Here is a 22,040-nt window from a genome sequence, read left to right as displayed (position 1 = left end):
CTCGGTTTTGAATCTTATGTCTCGTTTTTATCGAGGTGAATCGTGACAAGCAAATAATAATAGATTATTTATTATTCTTGTTATGATCTCCCATAAGCAGGGAACCTCTGCTTATGGGATGTGAGTAATACTTTATTGATTAAGCAACTTGAACAGGCACGGCTTTTGCAATACGTTTCATTTCATTATTGTCTTCAAAATAAGCAATATTGGGTTTATGGCTACGCGCATCACTATCAGGTATTTGCACATAAGAGCAAATAATTAAGCGATCGCCAACGGCGGCTTTACGCGCAGCTGCGCCATTAACTGAAATAATTCGTGAGCCTCTTTCCGCGCAAATGGCGTAAGTTGAAAAACGTTCACCATTATCTACGTTATAAATATCAATCGCTTCATTTTCAAGAATACCCGCGGCATCCATAAAATCCTGATCAATCGCGCAAGAGCCTTCATAATGAAGATCGGCTTGTGTCACTTTTACGCGATGAAGTTTACCTTGTAACATAGTGCGTAGCATTGTTGTGTTTCCTATATTCTAATAATTAATACACCAGATTAACCTGCTGGTTATCAATAAGGCGAGTATTACCCAGCCATACAGCCATTAAAATAACCGCGTGGCGACTTTCTTCTGTTAATGGTGTGAGTGTATCTGCATCGCAAATAAAACACTCATCTGCACGGAAACCTTGTTGTTCTAAGGTGCTTTTGGCATTTTGAAGTAGCTGATTAACATCATGATTGCCAGACTTTAATTGTTCAGCGATTTCTTGCATTGCTTGATAAAGTGCAGGGGCTTGCTGTTTTTCACTATCAGATAATAGGCGATTACGTGAACTTAATGCTAAACCCTTTTTGTCACGGACGATAGCAACAGGAACGATGCTGATATCCATACATAAATCACTGACCATCTTCTTGATAATTTGTAGTTGTTGGAAATCTTTTTCACCAAATATCGCCACATCGGGTTGTACAAGATGAAAGAGCTTACTAACAACCGTTGTTACTCCACGAAAATGCCCTGGACGGCTTGCACCTTCCAGAACAGTAGAAAGTACTGGTACATCAACGGTTGTTTGGTTTTCCATGCCATGTGGATACATCTCTTTTGCTGAAGGAGCGAAGATAATATCGACATTTTTATCACGGAGTAATTCGCAATCTTCTTGTAAAGTGCGGGGATAATTGGCTAAATCCGCTTCTCTATCAAATTGAAGTGGGTTAACAAAAATAGACGTGATCACTACATCTGCGTGAATACGTGCTTCTTCTATTAATTTTAAGTGACCTTCATGAAGATTACCCATTGTTGGAACCAATGCAATGCGTTTACCTTCTTGCTTTAATCGCTTGATTTCTCTGCGTAAGATAAGCGTGGTTTCAATAATTAGCACGGCGTGACTCCTTTAAATGATGTTTATAAATTGAGATGATAAATCAGTTAAACGAATGTTGTTCTTGGGGAAACAGGCCTTGCTCTACTTGCTGAACATAAAGGCTGACAGCACCTTTTAATGAGCCCGCTTCTTGTAAAAAATCTTTTGAGAATTTAGGTGCTTGAGGTGTTAAACCTAATAAATCATGCATAACAAGAATTTGTCCATCAGTGACATTTCCTGCACCAATGCCAATAACTGGCATCGTCAGTGCGTCTGTGATCATTTTTGCCAGAGTCACGGGAACACATTCTAATACGGCTAGTTGTGCGCCTGCTTTTTCAAGGGCGATAGCATCTTGCTTCAATTGTTCTGCTTCATTGCTCTCTCTTCCCTGAACCTTATAGCCACCAAATACGTTAACAGATTGAGGTGTTAGACCTAAATGAATACACACAGGAACTGCACGTTCTGCCAGCATTTTGACAGTAGGAATTAACCAATTTCCCCCTTCAATTTTCACCATATTTGCCCCTGCTTGCATCAAAATACCGGCATTAAGACAAGCGTGTTCTGGGGTTGAATAGGACATAAATGGCATATCAGCAATTAAAAAAGCGTTCGGCGCTCCAGCTCTAACACAACGGGTGTGGTAGGCGATTTGTTCAACTGTAACCGGTAATGTACTGCTATGGCCTTGTAACGTCATTCCCAACGAATCACCAATTAGCATGGCTTGAATACCTTCTTGTGCAAAAAGGCGAGCAAAGCTTGCATCATAAGCGGTGATCGTAGCGAATTTTTTCTTTTCTTGCTTATAGCGATTTAGCGTTGAAAGCGTTGTGGGTTTCATTATAACAAACTCCATCATTGTTGGTTTTTTGTGTGCAGAGAAAATAAATTGCTTTACATAATCATTTGTTTATTAAGGGAATTATTAAATCATCAATATAAAGCCGCTTTCGATTGTAGCACTTAAGGGCTAAAAACGAAGAAAAAGTAATTAAATGAGTAATAAAAAAGAGTAATTAATAAGTGTTGTTTATGTATATCAATAAGTTAGCGATGGAAATAAAGATAGAACTACTCAAAAATTGAGGAAATATAAAAGCGGGGATGACTTGCTGTGAATGCATGGACTATAAGGCAGAGGCTGATACTGTGCTTATTTTTGACAGTATCAACCTTTTAGCTTTAGTGATGTATTTGTTTTGATTCACCACTTTTCCATGCCGTTTTCAGGCACTAACGCTAATCTATCTGCTAATAATTCACCATCAGGAAAGCGAAGATCAGGTGCTAATTCGGCTAATGGATAGAGCATAAATTCACGGACTTTTAATCCGTAATGAGGCACCGTTAAACGCTCTGTTTGAATAATCTCATCACCAAATAACATGATATCGAGATCGAGTGTTCTCGGACCCCAGCGGTTGCCTTTTTTTCTGACACGACCTTGTGCTAATTCAATCGCTTGGGTGTTATCAAGTAAGGCTTCCGGTGTTAATGTCGTATCAACGGCAACAGCAACATTAAGAAAATCTGGCTGGTCTTGTGGTCCCATTGGGCGAGTACGATACCAGGAAGATTGAGCAATCAGTGTAGTTTGTGGGATTTCACTGATTGCTTTAATTGCTGAATTCACCTGATTTTCGGGTGAATTCAAATTGCTCCCTAAAATGATATAAACACGTTTTGTCTGTTTACTCATTGTTGTTCTCTTGTCTTGATGCCGGTTTTGCACTTGGATGACGAGGACGCTTGCGTGGGCGAGGGCGTTTACGAACGGGCGCTTGACCTAATTCTGAGACCATTGATCGCTGTTGCGTATTGTTAGAGACTTGGAAATCAGCCCACCAGCTGGCTAACGCTTCAAGTTCTGGATTACGTTGTACATTGGCGCGTAATTCTAGCAAATCAAATGCTGCACGGAATTTAGGGTGCTCAAGCAATTTATTTGCACGGCGACCTTGGCGTTTAGGTAGACGTTGTTGTAATTGCCAAATATCACGCATCATGGTTGTAATGCGCTTTGGAATTGCAATCGTACGGCATTGTTCATCTAAAATATCATTCATCGCCATGGCGAAAGAATCATAGTAGGAAAGACCACTTTCTTGGACTAATTTCTCAGCATGCTCGATTAATGGATACCACAGCATGGCCGCAAATAAGAATGCTGGATTGACACGCATATTTTTATTGATGCGATAGTCTGTGTTTTTGAGAACTTGATCCAGCATTCTCTCCATCGGCGTATCATGTTGCTCTGTCATTCTAGATGCTACCAGAGGGAATAGTGGCTCAAGCAGTTGGTGACGACACATGAGCTTGTAAGTTTTATAGCCTTGCCCTGTTTGCAATAATTTCAGCGACTCTTCAAAGAGGCGAGCGGATGGAATATTACGTAATAATGGTGCAAGCCTGCTAATTGGCTCTGCGGTTTCAGGGGCAATTTGCATATCAAGCTTACTGGCAAAGCGAATGGCTCTTAACATCCTAACAGGATCTTCGCGATAACGCGTTTCCGGATCGCCAATCAAACGAATAATACCCGCTTTAAGATCCGCTAAACCACCAACGTAATCACGCACAGCAAAGTCATCAACACCGTAATAGAGGCTGTTCAATGTAAAGTCACGACGAATAGCATCTTCTTCGATGGAGCCAAAAATATTGTCACGCAGTAACATACCGCTTTGTGCTTGTTGTGATTGATTGTTATCTGAAATTTCATGATCTTCATGAGAGCCACGGAAAGTAGCCACTTCAATCACTTCAGGGCCAAACATGATATGTGCAAGACGGAAACGACGACCGACTAAACGACTGTTGCGGAATAATCGACGTACATCTTCAGGGGTTGCATTTGTGGCAATATCAAAATCTTTTGGTTTTTTTCCCAGTAATAAGTCACGGACACCACCACCGACTAAATAAGCCTGAAAGCCAGAGTTATTTAGGCGATAAAGTACTTTTAATGCATTGTCACTGATGTCTTTACGTGAAATTGGGTGTTGATCTCTTGGGATCACGGTCATTGGCAAATCACTCCCGTTCGCCTTTTCTTTATTACTCTTTTTCTTACGGGGACGGTCTGCAGATATAGCAGGACGCCGACGCACAGGTTTCTGTGTTTCTTGAATTGGTCGGTCAGGTGCAGTTGTGACTGGCCTTTCACTTGCTACCGATGGTGTGTCTGATGACGTTGTTTGTCGCCCTAGCAGATTACGGCAGAAATGTGCTACTCGATTAAAAATATGACACCTCGAATAATAAATTCTAATAATTAAAAAAATTAAGCGGCTAATCATAGCCTACTGAACATTTTTTGAGAATGCTTTGTGTCGTTTATTCGTACCCTTGTTGTTGATGATTGTGTTTTAAAATCACAGAAGGTGACCATTGTGCAATCGCAATCTCTAATAATGATGCTAACGAATAATCTTGCCAGCCAGCGATAATAGGTTGATTAAGAAACTGTAAAGCATCAATAATGACGGGTCTTGGATCAGAATCCGGCAATGCATGTGCGTGATTTTGCTTCGATAATTTATTACCGTCATGATTTATTGCTAAAGGCAAATGTGCATAACGCGGAATAGGTAACTTCAGTTGTTTATGTAAACTGATTTGTCGCAATGTAGGAGCGAGCAGATCAGCGCCTCTCACCACTTCGGTCACTCCTTGATAATAATCATCAATTACCGTCACTAGATTATACGCAAATAAGTTATTTTTTCTGTGAATTATCATATCTTCGAGTACGATAGATGTACTTTTAGAATAATACGTACCTTGAATAAGGTCTTCAAAATGATAAATAGGATGCTGTTGGATCAGCCTCCATGCACTGTTTTTATCAAAAGGTGTATCACGATTCGTTAATGGGGTGTGGTGACGACATTGGTTATCATATACGCCCCCTAAGTCATGTAAACGATGACGACTACAATGGCAGTGGTAGCAAACACCTTCTTCCCAAAGAGTGAGTAATATTTCACGATAAACATCATGGCGTTGAGATTGGTAAAGGATTTCGCCATCCCAGAACAAACCATAATGTTCTAATGTGTGAATAATTTGGGGGACGATGTTGGGAGGTTCTCTAAGAGGATCGATATCATCAATGCGTAGAAGCCAACGCCCGTGGTGTGCGCGAGCTTGAAGAAAACTGCCAAGTGCGGTAACCAATGAGCCAAAATGAAGTTGACCCGTTGGCGATGGCGCAAAGCGCCCAATATAGTCTGTAATCTCGTGCATCGAAAGATTCAGATAAACGCCTCAACGTATTAGGTTGAGGCGTTGGCTCATTAATTAGCCAGCCATCTGCTTTTCACGGATTTCAGCTAGCGTTTTACAATCGATACATAAATCGGCTGTAGGGCGAGCTTCTAAACGGCGGATGCCGATTTCTACGCCACAAGATTCACAGAAGCCGAAGTCATCGTCTTCGACTTTTTTCAGTGTCTTCTCGATTTTCTTAATGAGTTTACGTTCACGATCACGGTTACGCAGCTCAAGACTGAATTCTTCTTCTTGTGCAGCACGGTCAACGGGATCGGGGAAGTTCGCCGCCTCATCTTGCATATGAGTAACGGTGCGGTTGACTTCATCCCTGAGCTGATTGCGCCAAGATTCAAGTATTAGCTTAAAATGCGCTAATTGGGCTTCGTTCATGTACTCTTCGCCCGCTTTTTCTTGATATGGCTCAACGCCAGCAATAGCGAGAATGCTCATGGACGATGTTTTACGCTTTTGCCCTTCTTGCATAATGCTTCTCCTACATACGCATTTCTGAATAATCCCCACCTTCAAAACAGGAAGGGGAAAAAATAGGGCGCTATAAATAGCAGATGCCCGCGAGGATAGCAATTATTCCTTGAATAAGTTTTCTCATGGTGTGAAGACACGCAAGTAAATGTCCCTTTTTAGTTGAAAAATATTTAACTAAAACGATGAGAATCAATTAACCATTTGAAATAAAAGGTAATTGCTGTCCAATTGTTAAATTGTATTCACTAATATTGATGCGATAACACAAGATTTCAACCCCTGCGTCATGTGCTTCTTTTAGTAATGAAGCATAGTCAGGGTCAATCTCTTTAGCAACAGTCACTTCCGTAATGCCAGTATGGGGAACTGCGTAGAATAAGACAGCCCTTAAACCCAATTTTGCGATAGCGGTCAACTCTCGAAGATGTTTCTGTCCACGTTGTGTTTTGGCATCAGGGAAATAACCTATTCCATTGTCTAACAATGTGACTGATTTCACTTCAATATAACAGTCAACTTTATGATTTGATTTAAGTAAAATGTCAATACGGCTATTCTCATTCCCGTATTTCACTTCTCGTTTTATCTCTTCATATTCAGATAATTCTGGAATGTCACCCGCCTCAATAGCATCAGCAATAATCCCATTCGCTCTTAAAGTATTTACACAAATCCAATCGTTGGTTTGAGTTTGTGTAAGTTCCCAACTGTGCGGGTATTTTCTTTTTGCATTTGAAGAGGTGGAATACCACACGGTATCACCGGGCGTCGCACATCCTGTCATTGCACCTGTGTTGGCGCAATGGAGCGTGAATTCTTCCCCATTTGGGGTAACAACGTCTGCTAAAAAACGCTTATATCGTTTTAGTAAAGTAGCAGATTGTAGAGGTTGCTCAAATTTCATGACAACTCCGATGAAAATACGATCTTTAGTAAAGCGCTAATGCTACAATGCCAAGCCGAGAAAGTTAATGAGTCATGGAGTCTGTGTGCATTTATTGCCAATCTTTGAAGTAACGGAGAATATCCTTACTGCGTTAAAACAATTCCCACAAGTCTTACTTCATGCACCAACAGGTGCAGGTAAATCAACAGCACTTCCCCTCTATTTACTTCAGCAAAACCACTTTGATGGCAAAATCATTTTATTAGAACCAAGACGAATAGCCGCTAAAAGTATCGCTTATCGTTTAGCAAGTCAGCTTAATGAAGCGGTGGGTCATACGGTAGGTTATCGTATGAAAGCGGAAAGCAAAGTGAGTCAATACACTCGACTGGAAGTGGTAACAGAGGGGGTATTAAACCGCATGTTACAACAAGATCCGGAATTGACTGGCGTAAGTCTTGTGATGTTAGATGAATTTCATGAACGCAGTTTACAGGCTGATTTAGCGCTGGCGCTATTACTCGATGTTCAAATGGGATTACGCGATGATTTGCGTGTTTTGATTATGTCCGCAACTTTAGACAATCAAAAACTTACCTCCTTATTACCCGATGCTCCCATTATTAGCGCACAAGGACGCAGTTACCCTGTCGAAAGAGTTTATTTTCCAATCAATACGCATCAACCTTTTGAGCAAGAAATTGCTAACATGGCTTTGCGATTACTGGCGCAAGAAACTGGTTCCATGTTGATATTTTTGCCGGGTAGCGCAGAGATTATGCGCGTGACTGAAATACTAAAAGATAAAGTGGATAAACATGTTTTGTTATTCCCACTTTATGGGGCGTTGTCATTAGCAGAGCAACAAAAAGCGATTGAACCTACAGAAAGAGGTTATCGAAAAGTGGTACTTGCGACCAATATCGCAGAAACCAGCTTAACAATTGAAGGTATCCGCCTTGTATTGGATAGTACGATTGAGAAACGCGCTCAGTTTGATTTAAAAAGTGGTGTCACCAGCTTGCTACGCCAGCGAATTAGTCAATCATCACAAACACAAAGAGCAGGGCGTGCGGGTCGCCTTGAAGCTGGAATTTGCTGGCATTTAATGAGTCAAGAGCAGGCTGAACGAGTTGCCTCTCATCAAGTACCAGAAATTTTAAGTAGCGATTTATCCTCATTATGGCTTTCTGTTTTGCAATGGGGATGTCGCGACATTAATCAACTAAGTTGGTTAGATACACCAACAACACAAGCATTAAATGTAGCTAAAGATTTATTGTATCGCTTAGGCGCTGTTGATAAACAATGTGGATTAACACCTCGAGGCTTGCGCATGGCGCAATGGGGCATAGAGCCTCGATTAGCTGCAATCTTGGATTATGCGAGTGAGCAAAGTGACAATCATCTTGCAACGGCAGCACGCCTATGTGCAATCTTAGAAGAGCCACCCCGAGGACAAGAAATTAATCTGGAGTGGATTGCTCAACAAAAAAACACTTTCTGGACACGACGTGAAAAACAGCTTTCTCAACATCGGAAAGGGATGTTTTGCCCTGAATTGTTAGGTTTATTATTAGCTGTCGGATTTCCGGATAGAATTGCTAAAAATCGGGATAACCAAGGGCGTTTTCGTTTAGCGAATGGGCAGGGTGCAATGATGGACGACACTCAAGCAATAAGTGGCGCACCTTGGATTTTAGCGCCGTTGTTACTTCAAAGTACACATTATGCTGATGTGCGTATTTTATTAGCGCTACCTATTGATATTGATGAAATATCAACGACCTTTTCTGAACTTATTGAAGAGAATACCACGGTTGAATGGGATGAAAAACGCGGTACGTTAATCACTTGGCAACAACGTCAATTAGGGCGACTAACCTTAAGCCAGCGTCAATTAGACAAACCCAATAAACAGCAAATGCAACAAGCACTATTGAACTGGTTAAGAGATAACGGTTTAAATGCATTAGCACTTAGCGAAGAGACTAAACAGCTTTTTATTCGCCTTGCTTTAGCGAAAAAATGGTGCCCAGAAGCCTTATTACCTGATTTAGATGAAGCTGTGTTACTTGAAACTTTAGAAACATGGTTATTGCCTGAGCTTGGTGATGTACAAACATTAAAAGCATTACAACAAATTGATATTAATATGATGATTAAAAATCAATTAACGTGGCATGAAAATCAGTTGCTACAAAGTTTATTTCCAACGCATTATTTAGCGCCAACTGGTACAAAAGTGGCGATCCAATATGATTTAGAGTTACCACCGGTGATCGCGATCCGCATTCAAGAAGTTTATGGTGAGAAACAAAGCCCTATTGTAGCGAATGGTCAATTACCCGTTGTGATGGAATTATTATCACCTGCTCATCGACCTATTCAGAAAACACAAGATTTAGCAACGTTTTGGGCAGGAAGTTATAAAGAGGTGCAAAAAGAGATGAAAGGGCGTTATCCAAAACATTTATGGCCTGATTCACCCGCAGATACAGCCCCCACACGGCGAGTAAAAAAATATAGCCAATAAATGTAAGTTTTACCCTAATATTATTCGTATTTGAGAGCTTTCTTGTGTGATCACACAGAAAAATAGCGACAATGTTAGGCTTCTTTATCCCGTGATAAAGGGGTTTTAATGAGAGATACAGTTCATGAGTAGAAAGAAAAGACCAGTGAAACAAGCCAAAAGAGGTCGTTCTTGGTTTTGGTTATTTGTCAAAATCGCCATTGTGGTTGCGGTTTTAATGGGGATTTATGGGGTTTATTTACATTCTCAAATCAAAGAGCGCCTTGATGGCAATGTTTGGGAATTACCTGCCGCAGTTTACGGACGCACCGTTAACTTAGAGCCGGGCATGAATTATAGCCAAAAAGAGATGGTGAGCTTACTTGAAGGCATGCAATACCGTAATGTCAACAAAATCACACGTCCCGGCGAATTTGTGGTAAGAGGCAATACAATTGAAATGTTGCGCCGACCTTTCGATTTCCCTGATGGTCGTGAAGAGCAAATTTTAGCTAAATTAGCCTTTGAGCAGAACTCACTCGTTAGTATTACTAACATGGATAATCAGCGCCAATTTGGCTTTTTTCGTCTTGATCCTAAATTGATCACTATGATGCAATCCGCCAATGGTGAGCAACGTTTATTCTTGGCAAGAGATAAATTCCCACAATTATTAGTAGATACATTAATTGCGACAGAAGATCGCCGTTTCTATGAGCATGACGGTATCAGCCTTTATTCTATAGGACGTGCAGTATTAGCGAACTTTACTGCAGGTAGAGCTGTTCAAGGTGGTAGTACCTTAACGCAACAATTAGTCAAAAACTTATTTCTCACTAACGAAAGAACCTTAAAAAGAAAGCTTAATGAAGCCTATATGGCGATCATTATGGATGCAAGTTATAGTAAAGATCGCATTCTAGAATTATATCTAAATGAGGTTTTTTTAGGGCAAAGTGGTGATGAACAAATTCGAGGCTTCCCTTTAGCTAGCCTTTACTATTTTGGTCGTCCCGTTGATGAATTAAGCCTTGATCAGCAAGCACTTTTAGTCGGTATGGTAAAAGGTGCATCGGCTTATAATCCATGGCGTAATCCTAAAGCAGCGTTAGAACGCCGTAATGTGGTATTAAAGCTACTGCAAACACAACAGATCATCGATGAAGAACTTTATAACGTACTCAGTGCGCGTCCTTTAGGTGTGAAGCCTCGTAGTGAAGCATTAACCCCTCAACCCGCATTTATGCAACTCGTTCGTCAAGAGTTACAAACAACCTTAGGCGATAAAGTGAAAGATTTATCAGGGACGAAAATTTTCACTACATTAGATCCTGTTTCGCAAGATGCAGCCGAAAAAGCGGTTGAAGTAGGGGTCGCAGATTTACGAAAAGTGCGTAAAATTGACGATCTTGAAGGGGCGATGGTTGTTGTAGATCGCTTAAGTGGTGAAGTGAGGGCCTTAGTGGGAGGATCACAACCACAATATGCAGGCTTTAACCGTGCTTTATCAGCTCGTCGTTCTATTGGCTCTCTGGCAAAACCGGCGACCTACTTAACAGCATTAAGTGAACCTGAGCGTTTTCGTTTAAACACATGGCTTGCGGATGAACCTATTTCTGTGCCAATTCCTGGGGGAAAACCTTGGCAACCCCGTAACTACGATCGTGGTTATAAAGGTAAGTTAATGCTGGTAGATGCATTAGCAACCTCACGTAATATCCCTACTGTAAACCTCGGGTTAGAAGTGGGATTAGACCGAGTGATCAAAACATGGATTAACTTAGGTGCACCAGCGGAAAATCTAGAAAAAGTACCCGCCATGCTTCTTGGGGCGTTAAATTTAACACCAATGGAAGTGGCTCAAACCTTCCAAACGATTGGTAGTTTAGGGAACAGAGCAAAATTATCATCACTGCGCTCTGTTATTGCTCAAGATGGTACCGTGCTTTACCAAAGTTATCCTCAAGCTGAAACGACTGTTTCGCCTCAAGCCGCTTATATGACGTTATTTGGTATGCAACAAGTGGTTAATTCAGGGACAGCATGGCGTGTATTAAAACCAAAATTTGGTAATTACAACCTTGCAGGTAAAACTGGTACCACTAACGATTTGCGTGATAGCTGGTTTGCGGGAATTGATGGAAAAGAAGTCACCATTGCATGGATGGGGCGTGATAATAATGGTCCAACGAACTTAACGGGTTCAACAGGGGCATTATTGCTGTATCGTAATTATTTAGAGAATCAAGCTCCGCTGAAACTAACGCCATCTGTGCCAGAAGATATTGCTGAAATGTCAGTGGATGCTCAAGGTAACTTTGCTTGTTATGGTGGTGGTGTTCGTACACTACCTGTATGGACAGCGAATCCAGATGGATTGTGCACACCTATTCAGCAAGATACTGATGAAAGTGGTGCACCAAAATGGTTACAAAATCTGTTTTCTGAGTAGGTAATCACATAGATTAGCTAAAATAAAAACGGCACATAAGTGCCGTTTTTTGTTTATTCGCATCTTATTTTTATTAAAAAACGAATCGAATATTAGCTCTTCATCTGAGCAAAAGCATATTCCGCAGCATCAATAGTGCGCTGAATATCTTCTTTAGTATGAGCAATAGACATAAAGCCAGCTTCAAATGCAGAAGGTGCAAGGTAGATGCGTTTTTCTAGCATTAAATGGAAGAACTGTTTGAAGCGTTCAACATCGCAGTTCATCACATCTTGATAGCAAGTGACTTCTTTTGCATCGGTAAAGAACAGACCAAACATCCCGCCAACATGGTTAATAACCATTGGAATACCCGCTTGTTGTGCTTTTTCAAGCAAACCATCAGCCAGCATTGTTGTTAGCTCATTTAATGTTTGATGAACACCCGGTTGTGATACTTCGTGTAAACACGCGAGACCTGCTGCCATTGCAATTGGGTTACCTGATAAAGTACCTGCTTGATAAACAGGACCAATTGGTGCGAGTTTAGACATCACTTCCATATGTCCACCAAAAGCACCCACTGGCATACCGCCACCAATGATTTTACCTAAGCATGTTAAATCAGGATCAACATCGTAATAAGCTTGTGCGCCACCTAATGCCACGCGAAAGCCGGTCATAACTTCATCAATAATTAGCAATGCACCAAACTCATCACATAATGCACGCAAGCCCGGTAAGAAGTCGGCTTTTGGTGGTACGCAGTTCATATTGCCCGCAACAGGCTCAACAATGATACAAGCGACTTCTTCAGGGTAATTTTCAAATGCTTGGCGTACAGAATTCAAATCGTTGTAAGTACAGGTTAAGGTGTGTTTTACAAAATCAGCGGGTACACCCGGTGAATTTGGTTGTCCCATCGTTAATGCGCCAGAGCCTGCTTTTACTAATAGACAATCGGCATGACCGTGGTAGCAACCTTCAAATTTAATGATTTTGTCACGACCTGTATAACCACGAGCAAGGCGAATAGCGCTCATTGTCGCTTCTGTACCTGAGTTCACCATGCGAACCATATCCATGGAAGGTACAAGTTCAGTCACTAGGTTTGCCATTTCAACTTCAGCCGCCGTTGGTGCACCAAAGCTTAGGCCTTTTTGTACCGCGTCAGTAACAGCATGGCGAATAGAAGGGTGGTTGTGGCCTAAAACCATTGGTCCCCATGAGCCGACATAGTCAAGGTAAGCTCGTCCATCAACATCATAAATATACGCACCATTAGCACGTTCAATAAAAAGAGGGGTTCCACCTACACCGTTAAATGCTCTAACAGGTGAGTTGACACCGCCGGGGATCACTTGTTGTGCGAGATTATAAAGCGTTTCAGACTTGCTCATGTCAGACTCCTAATGATGGGTGAGCGTAAGATTAAGGCGTATTCTAAATCACCACGCAGATGAAGCCAAATATACGGCAACAACATTTTGATTTATCACTGTTATTGAGGGTACGTGGTTTATCGTAAAAAGTGATAGGTAGCAAAAAGTGTATTTTATCCACAACAAACTTGAAGGTTATGAGCAGGTATTAGATAATCATCACATTATATCAGCAAGAAATATAAATTTTTGCTGGCTGTTTTTTTGCTGGAATACCCAGTCTGGAGTGAACAATGAGTGATGATATGGCTCTGCCGTTACAATTTACTGACGCGGCTGCAAATAAAGTAAAAGATTTGATTGCGGATGAAGAAAATCCAAATCTGCGTTTACGTGTTTATATCACGGGTGGCGGTTGTAGCGGATTCCAGTATGGTTTTACCTTTGATGATGCAATGAATGAAGGTGATATGACCATAGAAAAACAAGGCGTTGCCTTAGTGGTTGATCCGATGAGTTTGCAGTATTTAGTGGGTGGCTGTGTGGATTATACTGAGGGGTTGGAGGGTTCGCGTTTTATTGTGACGAATCCTAATGCTAAGAGTACGTGTGGTTGCGGCTCCTCCTTTAGTATCTGATCCTTCTTTGGCGTCGTGGCTGTGCAGTAGTGCCACGGCGTTAGAGCAGTGCTCGCAATGCTCACATACTAATGTATGCTCCGCTTACTGTGCGCTGTCTGCCTTGTTGCACTGCTTGCTCGCTCACGACTTTTGTCTGTGAGAGTTTGTTGGTTACTTTTTTCTTTTTTTCTTCTCTTCTCTTCTCTTCTCTTCTCTTCTCTTCTCTTCTCTTCTCTTCTCTTCTTTTCGTTATTTATTCTTTCTGAGCTTATTTCATAAAATCACTCTATGGGTGATATTTTTGCCTCTATTTAAATAGATCTTCTGCGATACACTAAATTTTAGGTGCGCATTTTTTGTCCTTTGAGAATAAGAATCGTAGTTTGCGTATTATTTTGAAAATAGGACTATTTTTTCCTTACAAATCAACGCTATTACAATTTGAAAAAAAATACACATTTTGTTACATATTAAAAATCCATGTACATTAGAACTGACTGGCTTTAGCGAGATTTCGGATATTTACGAAAGAGAATGATATAAGTAAATACACTTATTTTAAGAAACGAAAGCAGTAAATAACGTGTGAACAATTATTTTACGCTAAGTCACTTATCCTACGAGGATACAACGTCCTTCTTACCCGTTATCACAAAACACAACGGGTGACGTTCATCAGCAACACCCTGTATTTGAAAGCTATGGCCGTTTTCAAGAAGAGGCAGAAGCTCAGCCATTGAATCAATTGCGCTATGAGCAATCTCAAAATTATCGTCAAACAGGCTCAGCAAGCACTAACTGTTTTGCGTTAATGCCGGGCAAAGTGTTTACCTTAACCAATCACCCGAGTGCGCGTATGAATTCACGTTGGCAGGTGATCAGCGTTTCACATCATGGTGTACAACCCTCTGCGGATAACGGTGGCGGTGAGGGAACTCAACTTTCAAACAATGTCACTTTTATTCCCGGTACGCAGGAATGGCGACCGCCTTTTCATTATAAACCGCTGGCAGATGGTGATGAGTTGGCGACAGTCGTTGGCCCTGAAGGTGAGGAGATTTACACCAATGAACAAGGCGCAGTAAAAGTTTATTTTCATTGGGATAGACGCGGAAAGCCTGATCATAGTGGCTCGTGTTGGTTGCGCGTTGCACAGGGTTGGAATGGTGATGGCTTTGGCTTTATGGCGATCCCTCGCATTGGGCAAGAGGTGATTGTGTCTTATTTAAATGGCGATATTGATAGACCAATTATCACCGGTTGCACCTATAACGGTCGTAATGCTCTCCTGCTTGATTTACCCAAAGAAAAAACCCGAACCACATTTCGTACCAAAACGCATAAAGGCAGCGGGTTTAATGAACTGCGATTTGAGGATGCCGGCGGACGCGAAGAAGTGTATTTACATGCGTAGAGGGATCAAAATACGCATATTAACCATAATAAATTTCAATATATTGGTAAAAATGAATCTCATGAAGTTGCAAATGATCGCAAACATGAGGTTTGTCATGATGAATTTATTCGTATAGTTAATGAGCAACATATAAATATTGGACTAAACCAATTTGAAGAAATTAATAAAGATAAAATTATAAAAATTGGTAATGCTAAGACAGAAACGATTTTCTCTAATTTCATAGAAGAAATCGGTGAGGATAAATTATCTAATATAAAGAAAAAATATCATATAAATGCATCAGATGGAATTCATTCAAATACTAAAATATATACTTTACAGGCTAGTGAAACTATTTTAATAAAGAGTAAGTCAGGTTCTATTTTGATTGACTCTCAAGGCATAAAGTTAACAGGTAATATTAATATTTTGGGGAATGTCTCGATTGAATCAGGGAGTCCAGAATCAGTATCATCTTTAGATAATGCCTCAAATGAAGGATTAGCATTAGCTGAAGACTGTCAAAAATTGGATGATTGATAAAGGGAATTTAATGTTATCTCTATTTGAAAAAATTAAAAAAATTTGGGTTCTTGAGTATTATTTTGAATCAACTGAAAGTAAAATTGAGGGAAAGCTATTAGTAAATTCTGATACTGAAGAAAGCGCTATAGAAAAATTTAGAGATTATTTCTCTACATATGAAAAATCTTTTTTCTATTATAAATCAATATTGTTATTTGAAAACTATATTAATCAAAGTGAAAAATCAGAACTATTATGTATAAATGCAATGGATAATATAGATAAACAGGATGTGATTATTTTTGAAGAACGAGAAGTATCGTTTCCATTAGCAATTGAAAGTTCAGCTATTATATTGAGTAAAATAGAAATAGAGTATGATTTTATTGATAGTAATACTTTTATATTAATTGATGCTAGTAAATATGAGCATTTAAGTGGTGATTTCGTTTTAACTAAACTACATGTTCTTGGGTTTGATTGGACGTGTTTACTTAAAGGAAAAACTCAATCAATTCTAGAAAGAAGTGCTCCTTATTTAATAAAAATAAAAAATAGAAGTGAAATGGATATAATTCAAAAGCAATTTGTAAAATTATGCTTGGATAATCCAATTTGCATTTTCATTAAAACAAGTTTAAGTTTACTTGAGTTAAGTAAACATTTGAGAAAGTTTACATATTTAGAGGTGTATGGAAAAGATAATTGGAGCTATTTTAGGTTTTATGATCCTAATATATTTTCATTGGTTTTAGAACATTTGAATGAAGTTGAGTCTAATATTTTTTATAAAAATATAGATGAGTTCTTCTTTTTAAAAGATAATTGTTTTTTTCTTTGAAAAATAATACTGTTGATTATAATTTTGATTCAAAAAATAAATTAATAATAACACCATATTTACAAAAAGCTTTTAATGATTATCAACAATCTATTTTTATGAAGAAAATAGCTATTAATTTGCCAAAGTATAAAATTAATAAAAGAGATTTAAATGTTAAAGAAAAAAAGAACTTATTAATGAATTAAACAAAGCATATTTATTGGGTTTAACAAATCCTAAAGCAATATATTATTTTATAATTGCTCAAATTGATTTTTTCAATGAAGAATTTTTATCATTATGGAATGAAGCAAGCCATTACTCATCATCACAAGAAATTAGAGCATTACATTATCTTGATTTAACTATTAATAAAATGAGTAGAGATAAAATATGAACTTTCCAATAAATAATAATCTTATAAAAATAGTTATCAAGAAAAAAGACAACCGTGCAAACCTTGTGGTTTTTTACCTATAAAGAAAGATGTTAAAAATATAAGTATATTATTTAGTGATGTACCTTTATCGAAAAGTATTCTGGAAAAATTAAACAATAATATTGCCTATAGAAGGCATATGATGCAATTTATTAATTTAGATACAGAAGAAAACTATTCATTAGAGTTAAATAAAGAAAATTTATCAGATTTAGTTGAAGATTATAAGATTAAGAATGAGCAATTTAATTGGTGCTATAATGAATTGAAATTAGATGATGGTTGTGGTTATCAATTGAGTTATGGTACTACACAACAGAGCTATTATATAGATCCAGAAAAAAAGATAATATATTTAGAGCTTATTGTAATAAAGGAGAAAAAGGAACTTTAGTTATTTTACATGACCCTGTTGGTAGACAAAAAGATATATTGGAAGTTTATAGTTTTTTAGTTACATACTTAAAGTCTTATATGGAAAGTTATAATTATCCAATAACTATTGGGAATTATATTGAAGCACTGCTCAAAAATGACTCTAGTGAAGTCCGTGAAACGGTAAGATCAAGTTTGAATGAAGATGAATGGAATACTAACTGGAAAGAAATTAAAAATAATATTTCCAATATTCATGCAAGAACGGCAGAAATTTTATCCTTATATAATGCATTTGCTTTTAATTATAAACTGTCTTCAGAAAAATATGATGGGCTTAAATTACATTTGACAGGTTTATTTAGTTTTTTAAATGAAACTGAATTGTCAGGTGAAAGCTATATTGATGAGGTTTATATTTTTTCTGGATTATTTTTTGATATTACAAATTCTCTTCAGTTTACAGAATTAGGCTCTGTAATATTAGATAGATTCTTTAATAAAGAGTTAACACCAAAATCTGTCATTGAAAAACTCCAAGAACGCTCTAGCCTAGGAAAATACATACTTACTTATTCATTAATGGAGTCATATGATCTTTTGCCTACTGTCGCAACAACTATGCTTGATACAGAGGTTGGTAAAAAGGCATTTAAAAAATTTTCAGATACACTTCCAACTGAAGATGATAATTTAATTGATGATTGGAAAGATACTTTAGTTTCATTAAGAACATTTCTGGATAATAAGCTTGTGGAAAATCCAGAATTAAAAAAATTATTAGTTAAATCTTTTGATAAATTATTAATTGTTTTTGGAAAAAGCTTTTCAACTTCACTAGTTTATATGGGGAATTTACCTAAAAATTCATCCATTCTAAAGGGAAGAAAGTTGATGGCTGATTTTACTATTGAAATTGCTAAATTATCAGGAATTAAAATTAATATTAATATAAGTAAGCTCTTTACAGGGAGTCAGTTAGAAATTGAGTTGAAAAAAATTGGGGTGTTATTAAAAGATAAACTTAGACCTGACAATTTAAAAATGGGCAATAAATTGTTTAATTGGGATAAAATAACTTCAGGATTAAAAAATGAAGCATGGATAAAATTGCCAAGTATAGATAAAATAACATCATCATTAAAATCAATAGGTTCTAAAAATAACCGGTTAAATGGGAAAAGTATAGTTCCTTATATAGATAAAGCTATTCCAGGATTAGCATTTTGTGTTAATACATTAATAGTATTATCTTTAAATAATCAAAGTTTTTATAATAAAAATAATCCATTAAAGGCAAGAAGTCTAGGATATTATTCATTTAAAATAGCTGAAGGTTTTGTTGCTATTGCTGAAAATAGTAAGTTTACAGTAATGGGAGTAAATCAACTACAAAAAATGAAATTATTTGCTAATAGCAAAATAATGCGTTCTATTGCTAATATACCTAAACCACCTGAAATAGTAAAAAGAGTAATTATAAAAAGTTTTCAGTATTTATCAACAATTAGTTTTTCTGTATTAGCTGGGATTTCTTTTTACGAGGCTTATAACTCTTGGCGAATTGGAAATGATTTAAATAGTATTTTCAAAGGAATTACTGGTGTTGGCTATAGCTTATTAGCTATTGAAACTCTTGGTGCTATATTCTTCGAATTAGCTCTATGGCCTATTTTTATATTTTTAGGGATAGCTTCAATGCTAGTAGGAACAGTTGGTGATTTAGCTACAACATGGGGGGATTTAGAAATATTAATTAAATGTAGTTTTTGGGGGAATTCAGATAAATATCCATTTTTGAATACAGAAAAAGGAAATTTCAATAAAAGATTTAAATTAATAAACAGTGATGAAATAAAAGTCACTAATGGTTTTTTAATAGAAAATCAAGAGTTTATAAATATATTTCATATGCCGAAATTAGAATGGGAATATAGTACTAAAAAACTAACCATTAAAATGGAGTTAAATAACTTTATACCTTATGAATCTCAAGTTTTTTATCAAATTTGCCGTAAAATGACCTCAAGAATTCCAAGTGTTTATACCGAATACAGAGAAAAAGATAAATTATTTCATTACGATAATAGTATATACAAAAAAATAGATTATACAGAACTAGATGCTGAGTTTAATGAGAATATAAAAAATAGTTATATTGATAATAATGGAAGTTCTATCTTAGAAATGGTTATAAAAACACCAGAAAATTTTTATTATGGAAATGAAATATTTTTCTATTACAGACCATTTGAAGATAATATTGTACCCTTACGATATGATTGGGATGATAATGAAATTTTAGATCTTGAAGTAAAGCATTATGGGTTAATGAAACAGAGAGCAAAGGGAAATCCATGGAGTTAAAACACAAACTCAGTGATCATTGTGAATCACTACTACAAACAGAAACACCAAAAATGACACAATATCAAGCAGGTGCACTTGATTTTGTGGAAGAAATAGAAAATTTGCGTATTGGTAATACGCCATGTTTTTTCTAATGGAAGGACTATGTTAGCGATTCCTTTTGTTATCGGCTTACTTTGGGCTTTTAGCTATGGTGTTAAAACAATTTATATTGATCCTTGGAAAAATACAGAATCTCTTTTCCTTAGAATATTAGATAAGAAAGATAATAAGAATAATATATTTATATTACCTCAGCATAGGGATAATGATGAATTAGAAAAAAAATATATTCAGAATGGAAAGCTTTCTTTTATAAATTATTGGGACTATTATTACTATAGCAATTCATTTATAAGAGAGAAAAGCATTATTTTAGATTTGTTTTTACTATTATCTCCATTATTATGTTCTTTACCAATGATCTATTTTGGTTTTATTGCTAGAAATAGACCTTACCTAATATGTGATCGAGAAAAACAATTATTTTATACTTGGGATATGAAAATGAATGTTTATGTTGCTAAATATTCTCAAATTAATTTTTCAGATATGAAACCAACATTAGCAGTTATTTTATATCGAGTTGATGAAAATAATAAGTTGATAGAACATAAATATTATCCAAACTTAACGATGTTTAGTTTTTTAGGAGGTGGAAGTAGTAATGATAAAGCATGGGGATTAGGATATATTACCAAATATTTATTTTATGGATTAGCACCTTTGATTGAAGGTAAGTACACAAGAAAAAAATATTCTATTTTTAGAGAAGCGCCTATTCCCAAAGATCTTGATAAACAAATAGAACAACAAGTTGTTCTGGTTGATAAAGAGCTGCCACCTTGTAAAGAAATAGAAGATAAATTATCGGAAGCAATTAAGCATTCTATTTAGATTTTTTAGCTAAGTTTACTGTTAATAGTTTATAAAAGGATATATAAACATGCGTAGCTCAATTCAAGGACGAAAAATCATTTTAAAAAATGATACTACCAATACTAAAGGAACCGTATTAAGCGGTTCTTTATTAGCAAAGCAAACGCATGAAATTGCCTGTTTAGACGATGACGTCTATTGTCCCGCTTGTCAGCAAAAAGGCAAGATAATAGAAGGGGATACCATGATGAAAATAAACAATATCCCTGTCGCGTTAGAAGGACATAAAGTGCAATGCGGTTGTTTAAAGGGTTGTGTATTAGTGGCTATTGAATAATTAATTATTTTGCTAATGGTTTGTTGCTATTGCCTCACAAATTTGCTGTGCTGCATTAATAATACGCAGTGCAGGTCGGCTAAAACTGTCTTCATCAATAGCAATAACCGGTACAGTAAGCTGAGGTTGCCAAAATGCTCGTACTGTAGGTATTTGATCTGCCTTACCACTGAATATAATTAAATCAGGTTGCTTTGTAAGTACTTGCTCACGACTTACTTGAGGCCATGCCACAGGGCTATTAGCGAAGATATTTTCACCACCACAAAGTTCAGTAATATGGCTTTGTAATGTACTGTTTGATGTAGTAAATAACGGCTGCATCCCAAATTGAATAAACACTTTTTTGTTGGGTTGATTCGATATAGTTGATGCATATTGTTGCTGTAACATTTGATATTTCTGGCGTAATTGTTGGGCATTTTTTATTGCAATATCAGGATGATGGCTATAGCTGGAAAGAGTAATGAGATCGTCTGCGATTTCTTCAATACTTTGTGGATCAGAATAAATGATAGAAATACCCAAAGCTTTTAATTGATCTAATGGGCGTTGTGGATTACCGCCTTGCCATGCAATCACTAAATCAGGCTTTAATAATAGAATGCGTTCGATATTAATACCCTGCCAATTGGCAACTTGTTCGATACTTTTGGCATCCTCAGGATAATCGGAGTAAGCACTAACTCCGACAATATTATCCCCCATCCCTGCGGCATAAGCCATTTCAGTGGCTGATGGTGATAGCGTAATAACGCGATCTGCAGGCGTGATAGCAATAGCAAGGTTTAGCCAAAATAATGAACAGAGTAATAATCCAAGATTGATAAGTAAACGCATTGCTTTTCCAATAATAAAAAAT

At 37.3% G+C, this 22,040-nt stretch carries 18 protein-coding genes and 2 pseudogenes; 10 read left to right on the top strand and 10 right to left on the bottom strand.

Annotated features, from left to right (window positions below):
* Positions 1 to 139: 139 nt before the first annotated feature.
* The 8 genes from panD to sfsA all read right to left on the bottom strand — a co-directional run bounded on the left by panD (position 140) and on the right by sfsA (position 7,062).
* Positions 140 to 520 carry an aspartate 1-decarboxylase gene (gene panD, locus GWJ05_RS04865; protein WP_036932765.1) on the bottom strand — a complete coding sequence of 127 codons (381 nt, stop codon included), beginning with the start codon at positions 518 to 520 and terminating at the stop codon, positions 140 to 142.
* A 25-nt stretch (positions 521 to 545) separates the two neighbouring features.
* Positions 546 to 1,400 (bottom strand): pantoate--beta-alanine ligase, encoded by an 855-nt coding sequence (gene panC, locus GWJ05_RS04860; protein ID WP_036932762.1) that lies wholly within the window; start codon positions 1,398 to 1,400, stop codon positions 546 to 548.
* Between the two features lie 43 nt (positions 1,401 to 1,443).
* A complete protein-coding gene (gene panB / locus GWJ05_RS04855) occupies positions 1,444 to 2,235 on the bottom strand; it encodes a 3-methyl-2-oxobutanoate hydroxymethyltransferase (protein ID WP_036932761.1) in 792 nt (263 codons plus the stop codon).
* A 363-nt stretch (positions 2,236 to 2,598) separates the two neighbouring features.
* The gene (folK, locus tag GWJ05_RS04850) at positions 2,599 to 3,093 is read right to left on the bottom strand and encodes a 2-amino-4-hydroxy-6-hydroxymethyldihydropteridine diphosphokinase (protein ID WP_036932759.1); all 495 of its coding nucleotides are present in this window, start codon (positions 3,091 to 3,093) and stop codon (positions 2,599 to 2,601) included.
* Positions 3,086 to 4,423, bottom strand: coding sequence for a polynucleotide adenylyltransferase PcnB (gene pcnB / locus GWJ05_RS04845; protein WP_036932758.1), 1,338 nt, complete (start codon positions 4,421 to 4,423; stop codon positions 3,086 to 3,088). The genes folK and pcnB overlap by 8 nt, the downstream gene beginning before the upstream one ends.
* Positions 4,424 to 4,733: 310 nt before the next feature.
* Complete coding sequence (gene gluQRS / locus GWJ05_RS04840) at positions 4,734 to 5,645, bottom strand: tRNA glutamyl-Q(34) synthetase GluQRS (protein ID WP_036932756.1); 912 nt, start codon at positions 5,643 to 5,645, stop codon at positions 4,734 to 4,736.
* Positions 5,646 to 5,699: 54 nt separating this feature from the next.
* Positions 5,700 to 6,155: an RNA polymerase-binding protein DksA gene (dksA, locus tag GWJ05_RS04835; RefSeq protein ID WP_023580786.1), complete on the bottom strand. Its 456-nt coding sequence runs from the start codon at positions 6,153 to 6,155 to the stop codon at positions 5,700 to 5,702.
* Between the two features lie 196 nt (positions 6,156 to 6,351).
* Entirely contained in the window at positions 6,352 to 7,062 is a 711-nt protein-coding gene (gene sfsA / locus GWJ05_RS04830) for a DNA/RNA nuclease SfsA (protein ID WP_036932754.1), read from the bottom strand.
* A gap of 85 nt (positions 7,063 to 7,147) precedes the next feature.
* Here sfsA and hrpB point away from each other — a divergent pair, with 85 nt between their 5' ends.
* Positions 7,148 to 9,580, top strand: a complete 2,433-nt coding sequence (hrpB, locus tag GWJ05_RS04825; protein WP_123821939.1) for an ATP-dependent helicase HrpB — start codon at positions 7,148 to 7,150, stop codon at positions 9,578 to 9,580.
* A gap of 124 nt (positions 9,581 to 9,704) precedes the next feature.
* Positions 9,705 to 12,011: pseudogene (mrcB, locus tag GWJ05_RS04820) on the top strand (bifunctional glycosyl transferase/transpeptidase); the annotation flags it as partial.
* Positions 12,012 to 12,103: 92 nt separating this feature from the next.
* On the opposite strand, the gene hemL reads toward mrcB, so the two are convergent.
* Positions 12,104 to 13,390: a glutamate-1-semialdehyde 2,1-aminomutase gene (hemL, locus tag GWJ05_RS04815; protein ID WP_036932747.1), complete on the bottom strand. Its 1,287-nt coding sequence runs from the start codon at positions 13,388 to 13,390 to the stop codon at positions 12,104 to 12,106.
* Between the two features lie 275 nt (positions 13,391 to 13,665).
* Here hemL and erpA point away from each other — a divergent pair, with 275 nt between their 5' ends.
* The 8 genes and pseudogenes from erpA to GWJ05_RS04775 all read left to right on the top strand — a co-directional run bounded on the left by erpA (position 13,666) and on the right by GWJ05_RS04775 (position 21,178).
* Positions 13,666 to 14,010 (top strand): iron-sulfur cluster insertion protein ErpA, encoded by a 345-nt coding sequence (gene erpA / locus GWJ05_RS04810; protein WP_006534944.1) that lies wholly within the window; start codon positions 13,666 to 13,668, stop codon positions 14,008 to 14,010.
* Positions 14,011 to 14,623: 613 nt separating this feature from the next.
* Positions 14,624 to 15,931: pseudogene (locus GWJ05_RS04805) on the top strand (type VI secretion system Vgr family protein); the annotation flags it as partial.
* A 13-nt stretch (positions 15,932 to 15,944) separates the two neighbouring features.
* On the top strand, positions 15,945 to 16,757 hold the full coding sequence (locus GWJ05_RS04800; RefSeq protein ID WP_161681127.1) for a DUF4123 domain-containing protein: 813 nt from the start codon (positions 15,945 to 15,947) through the stop codon (positions 16,755 to 16,757).
* 458 nt (positions 16,758 to 17,215) lie between these two features.
* Positions 17,216 to 17,572: a hypothetical protein gene (locus GWJ05_RS04795; protein WP_323795805.1), complete on the top strand. Its 357-nt coding sequence runs from the start codon at positions 17,216 to 17,218 to the stop codon at positions 17,570 to 17,572.
* Between the two features lie 80 nt (positions 17,573 to 17,652).
* A complete protein-coding gene (locus GWJ05_RS04790) occupies positions 17,653 to 19,920 on the top strand; it encodes a hypothetical protein (RefSeq protein ID WP_115370446.1) in 2,268 nt (755 codons plus the stop codon).
* Positions 19,911 to 20,057: a hypothetical protein gene (locus GWJ05_RS04785; protein ID WP_158482366.1), complete on the top strand. Its 147-nt coding sequence runs from the start codon at positions 19,911 to 19,913 to the stop codon at positions 20,055 to 20,057. Before GWJ05_RS04790 ends, GWJ05_RS04785 begins: the two co-directional genes overlap by 10 nt.
* A gap of 10 nt (positions 20,058 to 20,067) precedes the next feature.
* Complete coding sequence (locus GWJ05_RS04780; protein WP_161681124.1) at positions 20,068 to 20,859, top strand: hypothetical protein; 792 nt, start codon at positions 20,068 to 20,070, stop codon at positions 20,857 to 20,859.
* Positions 20,860 to 20,908: 49 nt separating this feature from the next.
* The gene (locus GWJ05_RS04775) at positions 20,909 to 21,178 is read left to right on the top strand and encodes a PAAR domain-containing protein (RefSeq protein WP_036932737.1); all 270 of its coding nucleotides are present in this window, start codon (positions 20,909 to 20,911) and stop codon (positions 21,176 to 21,178) included.
* A 12-nt stretch (positions 21,179 to 21,190) separates the two neighbouring features.
* Here the strand turns inward: GWJ05_RS04775 and btuF are convergent, their stop codons facing one another.
* A complete protein-coding gene (btuF, locus tag GWJ05_RS04770) occupies positions 21,191 to 22,018 on the bottom strand; it encodes a vitamin B12 ABC transporter substrate-binding protein BtuF (RefSeq protein WP_161681122.1) in 828 nt (275 codons plus the stop codon).
* Positions 22,019 to 22,040 lie beyond the last annotated feature (22 nt).

Origin of the sequence: Proteus sp. G2626 (genome assembly GCF_009915985.1) — a bacterium.
Lineage (GTDB): Bacteria > Pseudomonadota > Gammaproteobacteria > Enterobacterales > Enterobacteriaceae > Proteus > Proteus vulgaris.
Note: the sequence above shows the minus strand (reverse complement) of the source record. Positions and strands in the feature narration are given on the sequence as shown.

Bases quoted from the DNA above. Each gene is read 5' to 3' on its own strand.
- panB (WP_036932761.1), bottom strand. From the start codon at position 2,235: ATGAAACCCACAACGCTTTCAACGCTAAATCGCTATAAGCAAGAAAAG.
- dksA (WP_023580786.1), bottom strand. From the start codon at position 6,155: ATGCAAGAAGGGCAAAAGCGTAAAACATCGTCCATGAGCATTCTCGCT.
- panD (WP_036932765.1), bottom strand. From the start codon at position 520: ATGCTACGCACTATGTTACAAGGTAAACTTCATCGCGTAAAAGTGACA.
- btuF (WP_161681122.1), bottom strand. From the start codon at position 22,018: ATGCGTTTACTTATCAATCTTGGATTATTACTCTGTTCATTATTTTGG.
- erpA (WP_006534944.1), top strand. From the start codon at position 13,666: ATGAGTGATGATATGGCTCTGCCGTTACAATTTACTGACGCGGCTGCA.
- GWJ05_RS04775 (WP_036932737.1), top strand. From the start codon at position 20,909: ATGCGTAGCTCAATTCAAGGACGAAAAATCATTTTAAAAAATGATACT.
- GWJ05_RS04780 (WP_161681124.1), top strand. From the start codon at position 20,068: ATGTTAGCGATTCCTTTTGTTATCGGCTTACTTTGGGCTTTTAGCTAT.
- gluQRS (WP_036932756.1), bottom strand. From the start codon at position 5,645: ATGCACGAGATTACAGACTATATTGGGCGCTTTGCGCCATCGCCAACG.
- GWJ05_RS04800 (WP_161681127.1), top strand. From the start codon at position 15,945: ATGTTATCTCTATTTGAAAAAATTAAAAAAATTTGGGTTCTTGAGTAT.
- folK (WP_036932759.1), bottom strand. From the start codon at position 3,093: ATGAGTAAACAGACAAAACGTGTTTATATCATTTTAGGGAGCAATTTG.
- pcnB (WP_036932758.1), bottom strand. From the start codon at position 4,423: ATGACCGTGATCCCAAGAGATCAACACCCAATTTCACGTAAAGACATC.
- GWJ05_RS04785 (WP_158482366.1), top strand. From the start codon at position 19,911: ATGGAGTTAAAACACAAACTCAGTGATCATTGTGAATCACTACTACAA.
- sfsA (WP_036932754.1), bottom strand. From the start codon at position 7,062: ATGAAATTTGAGCAACCTCTACAATCTGCTACTTTACTAAAACGATAT.
- GWJ05_RS04790 (WP_115370446.1), top strand. From the start codon at position 17,653: ATGGAAAGTTATAATTATCCAATAACTATTGGGAATTATATTGAAGCA.
- hemL (WP_036932747.1), bottom strand. From the start codon at position 13,390: ATGAGCAAGTCTGAAACGCTTTATAATCTCGCACAACAAGTGATCCCC.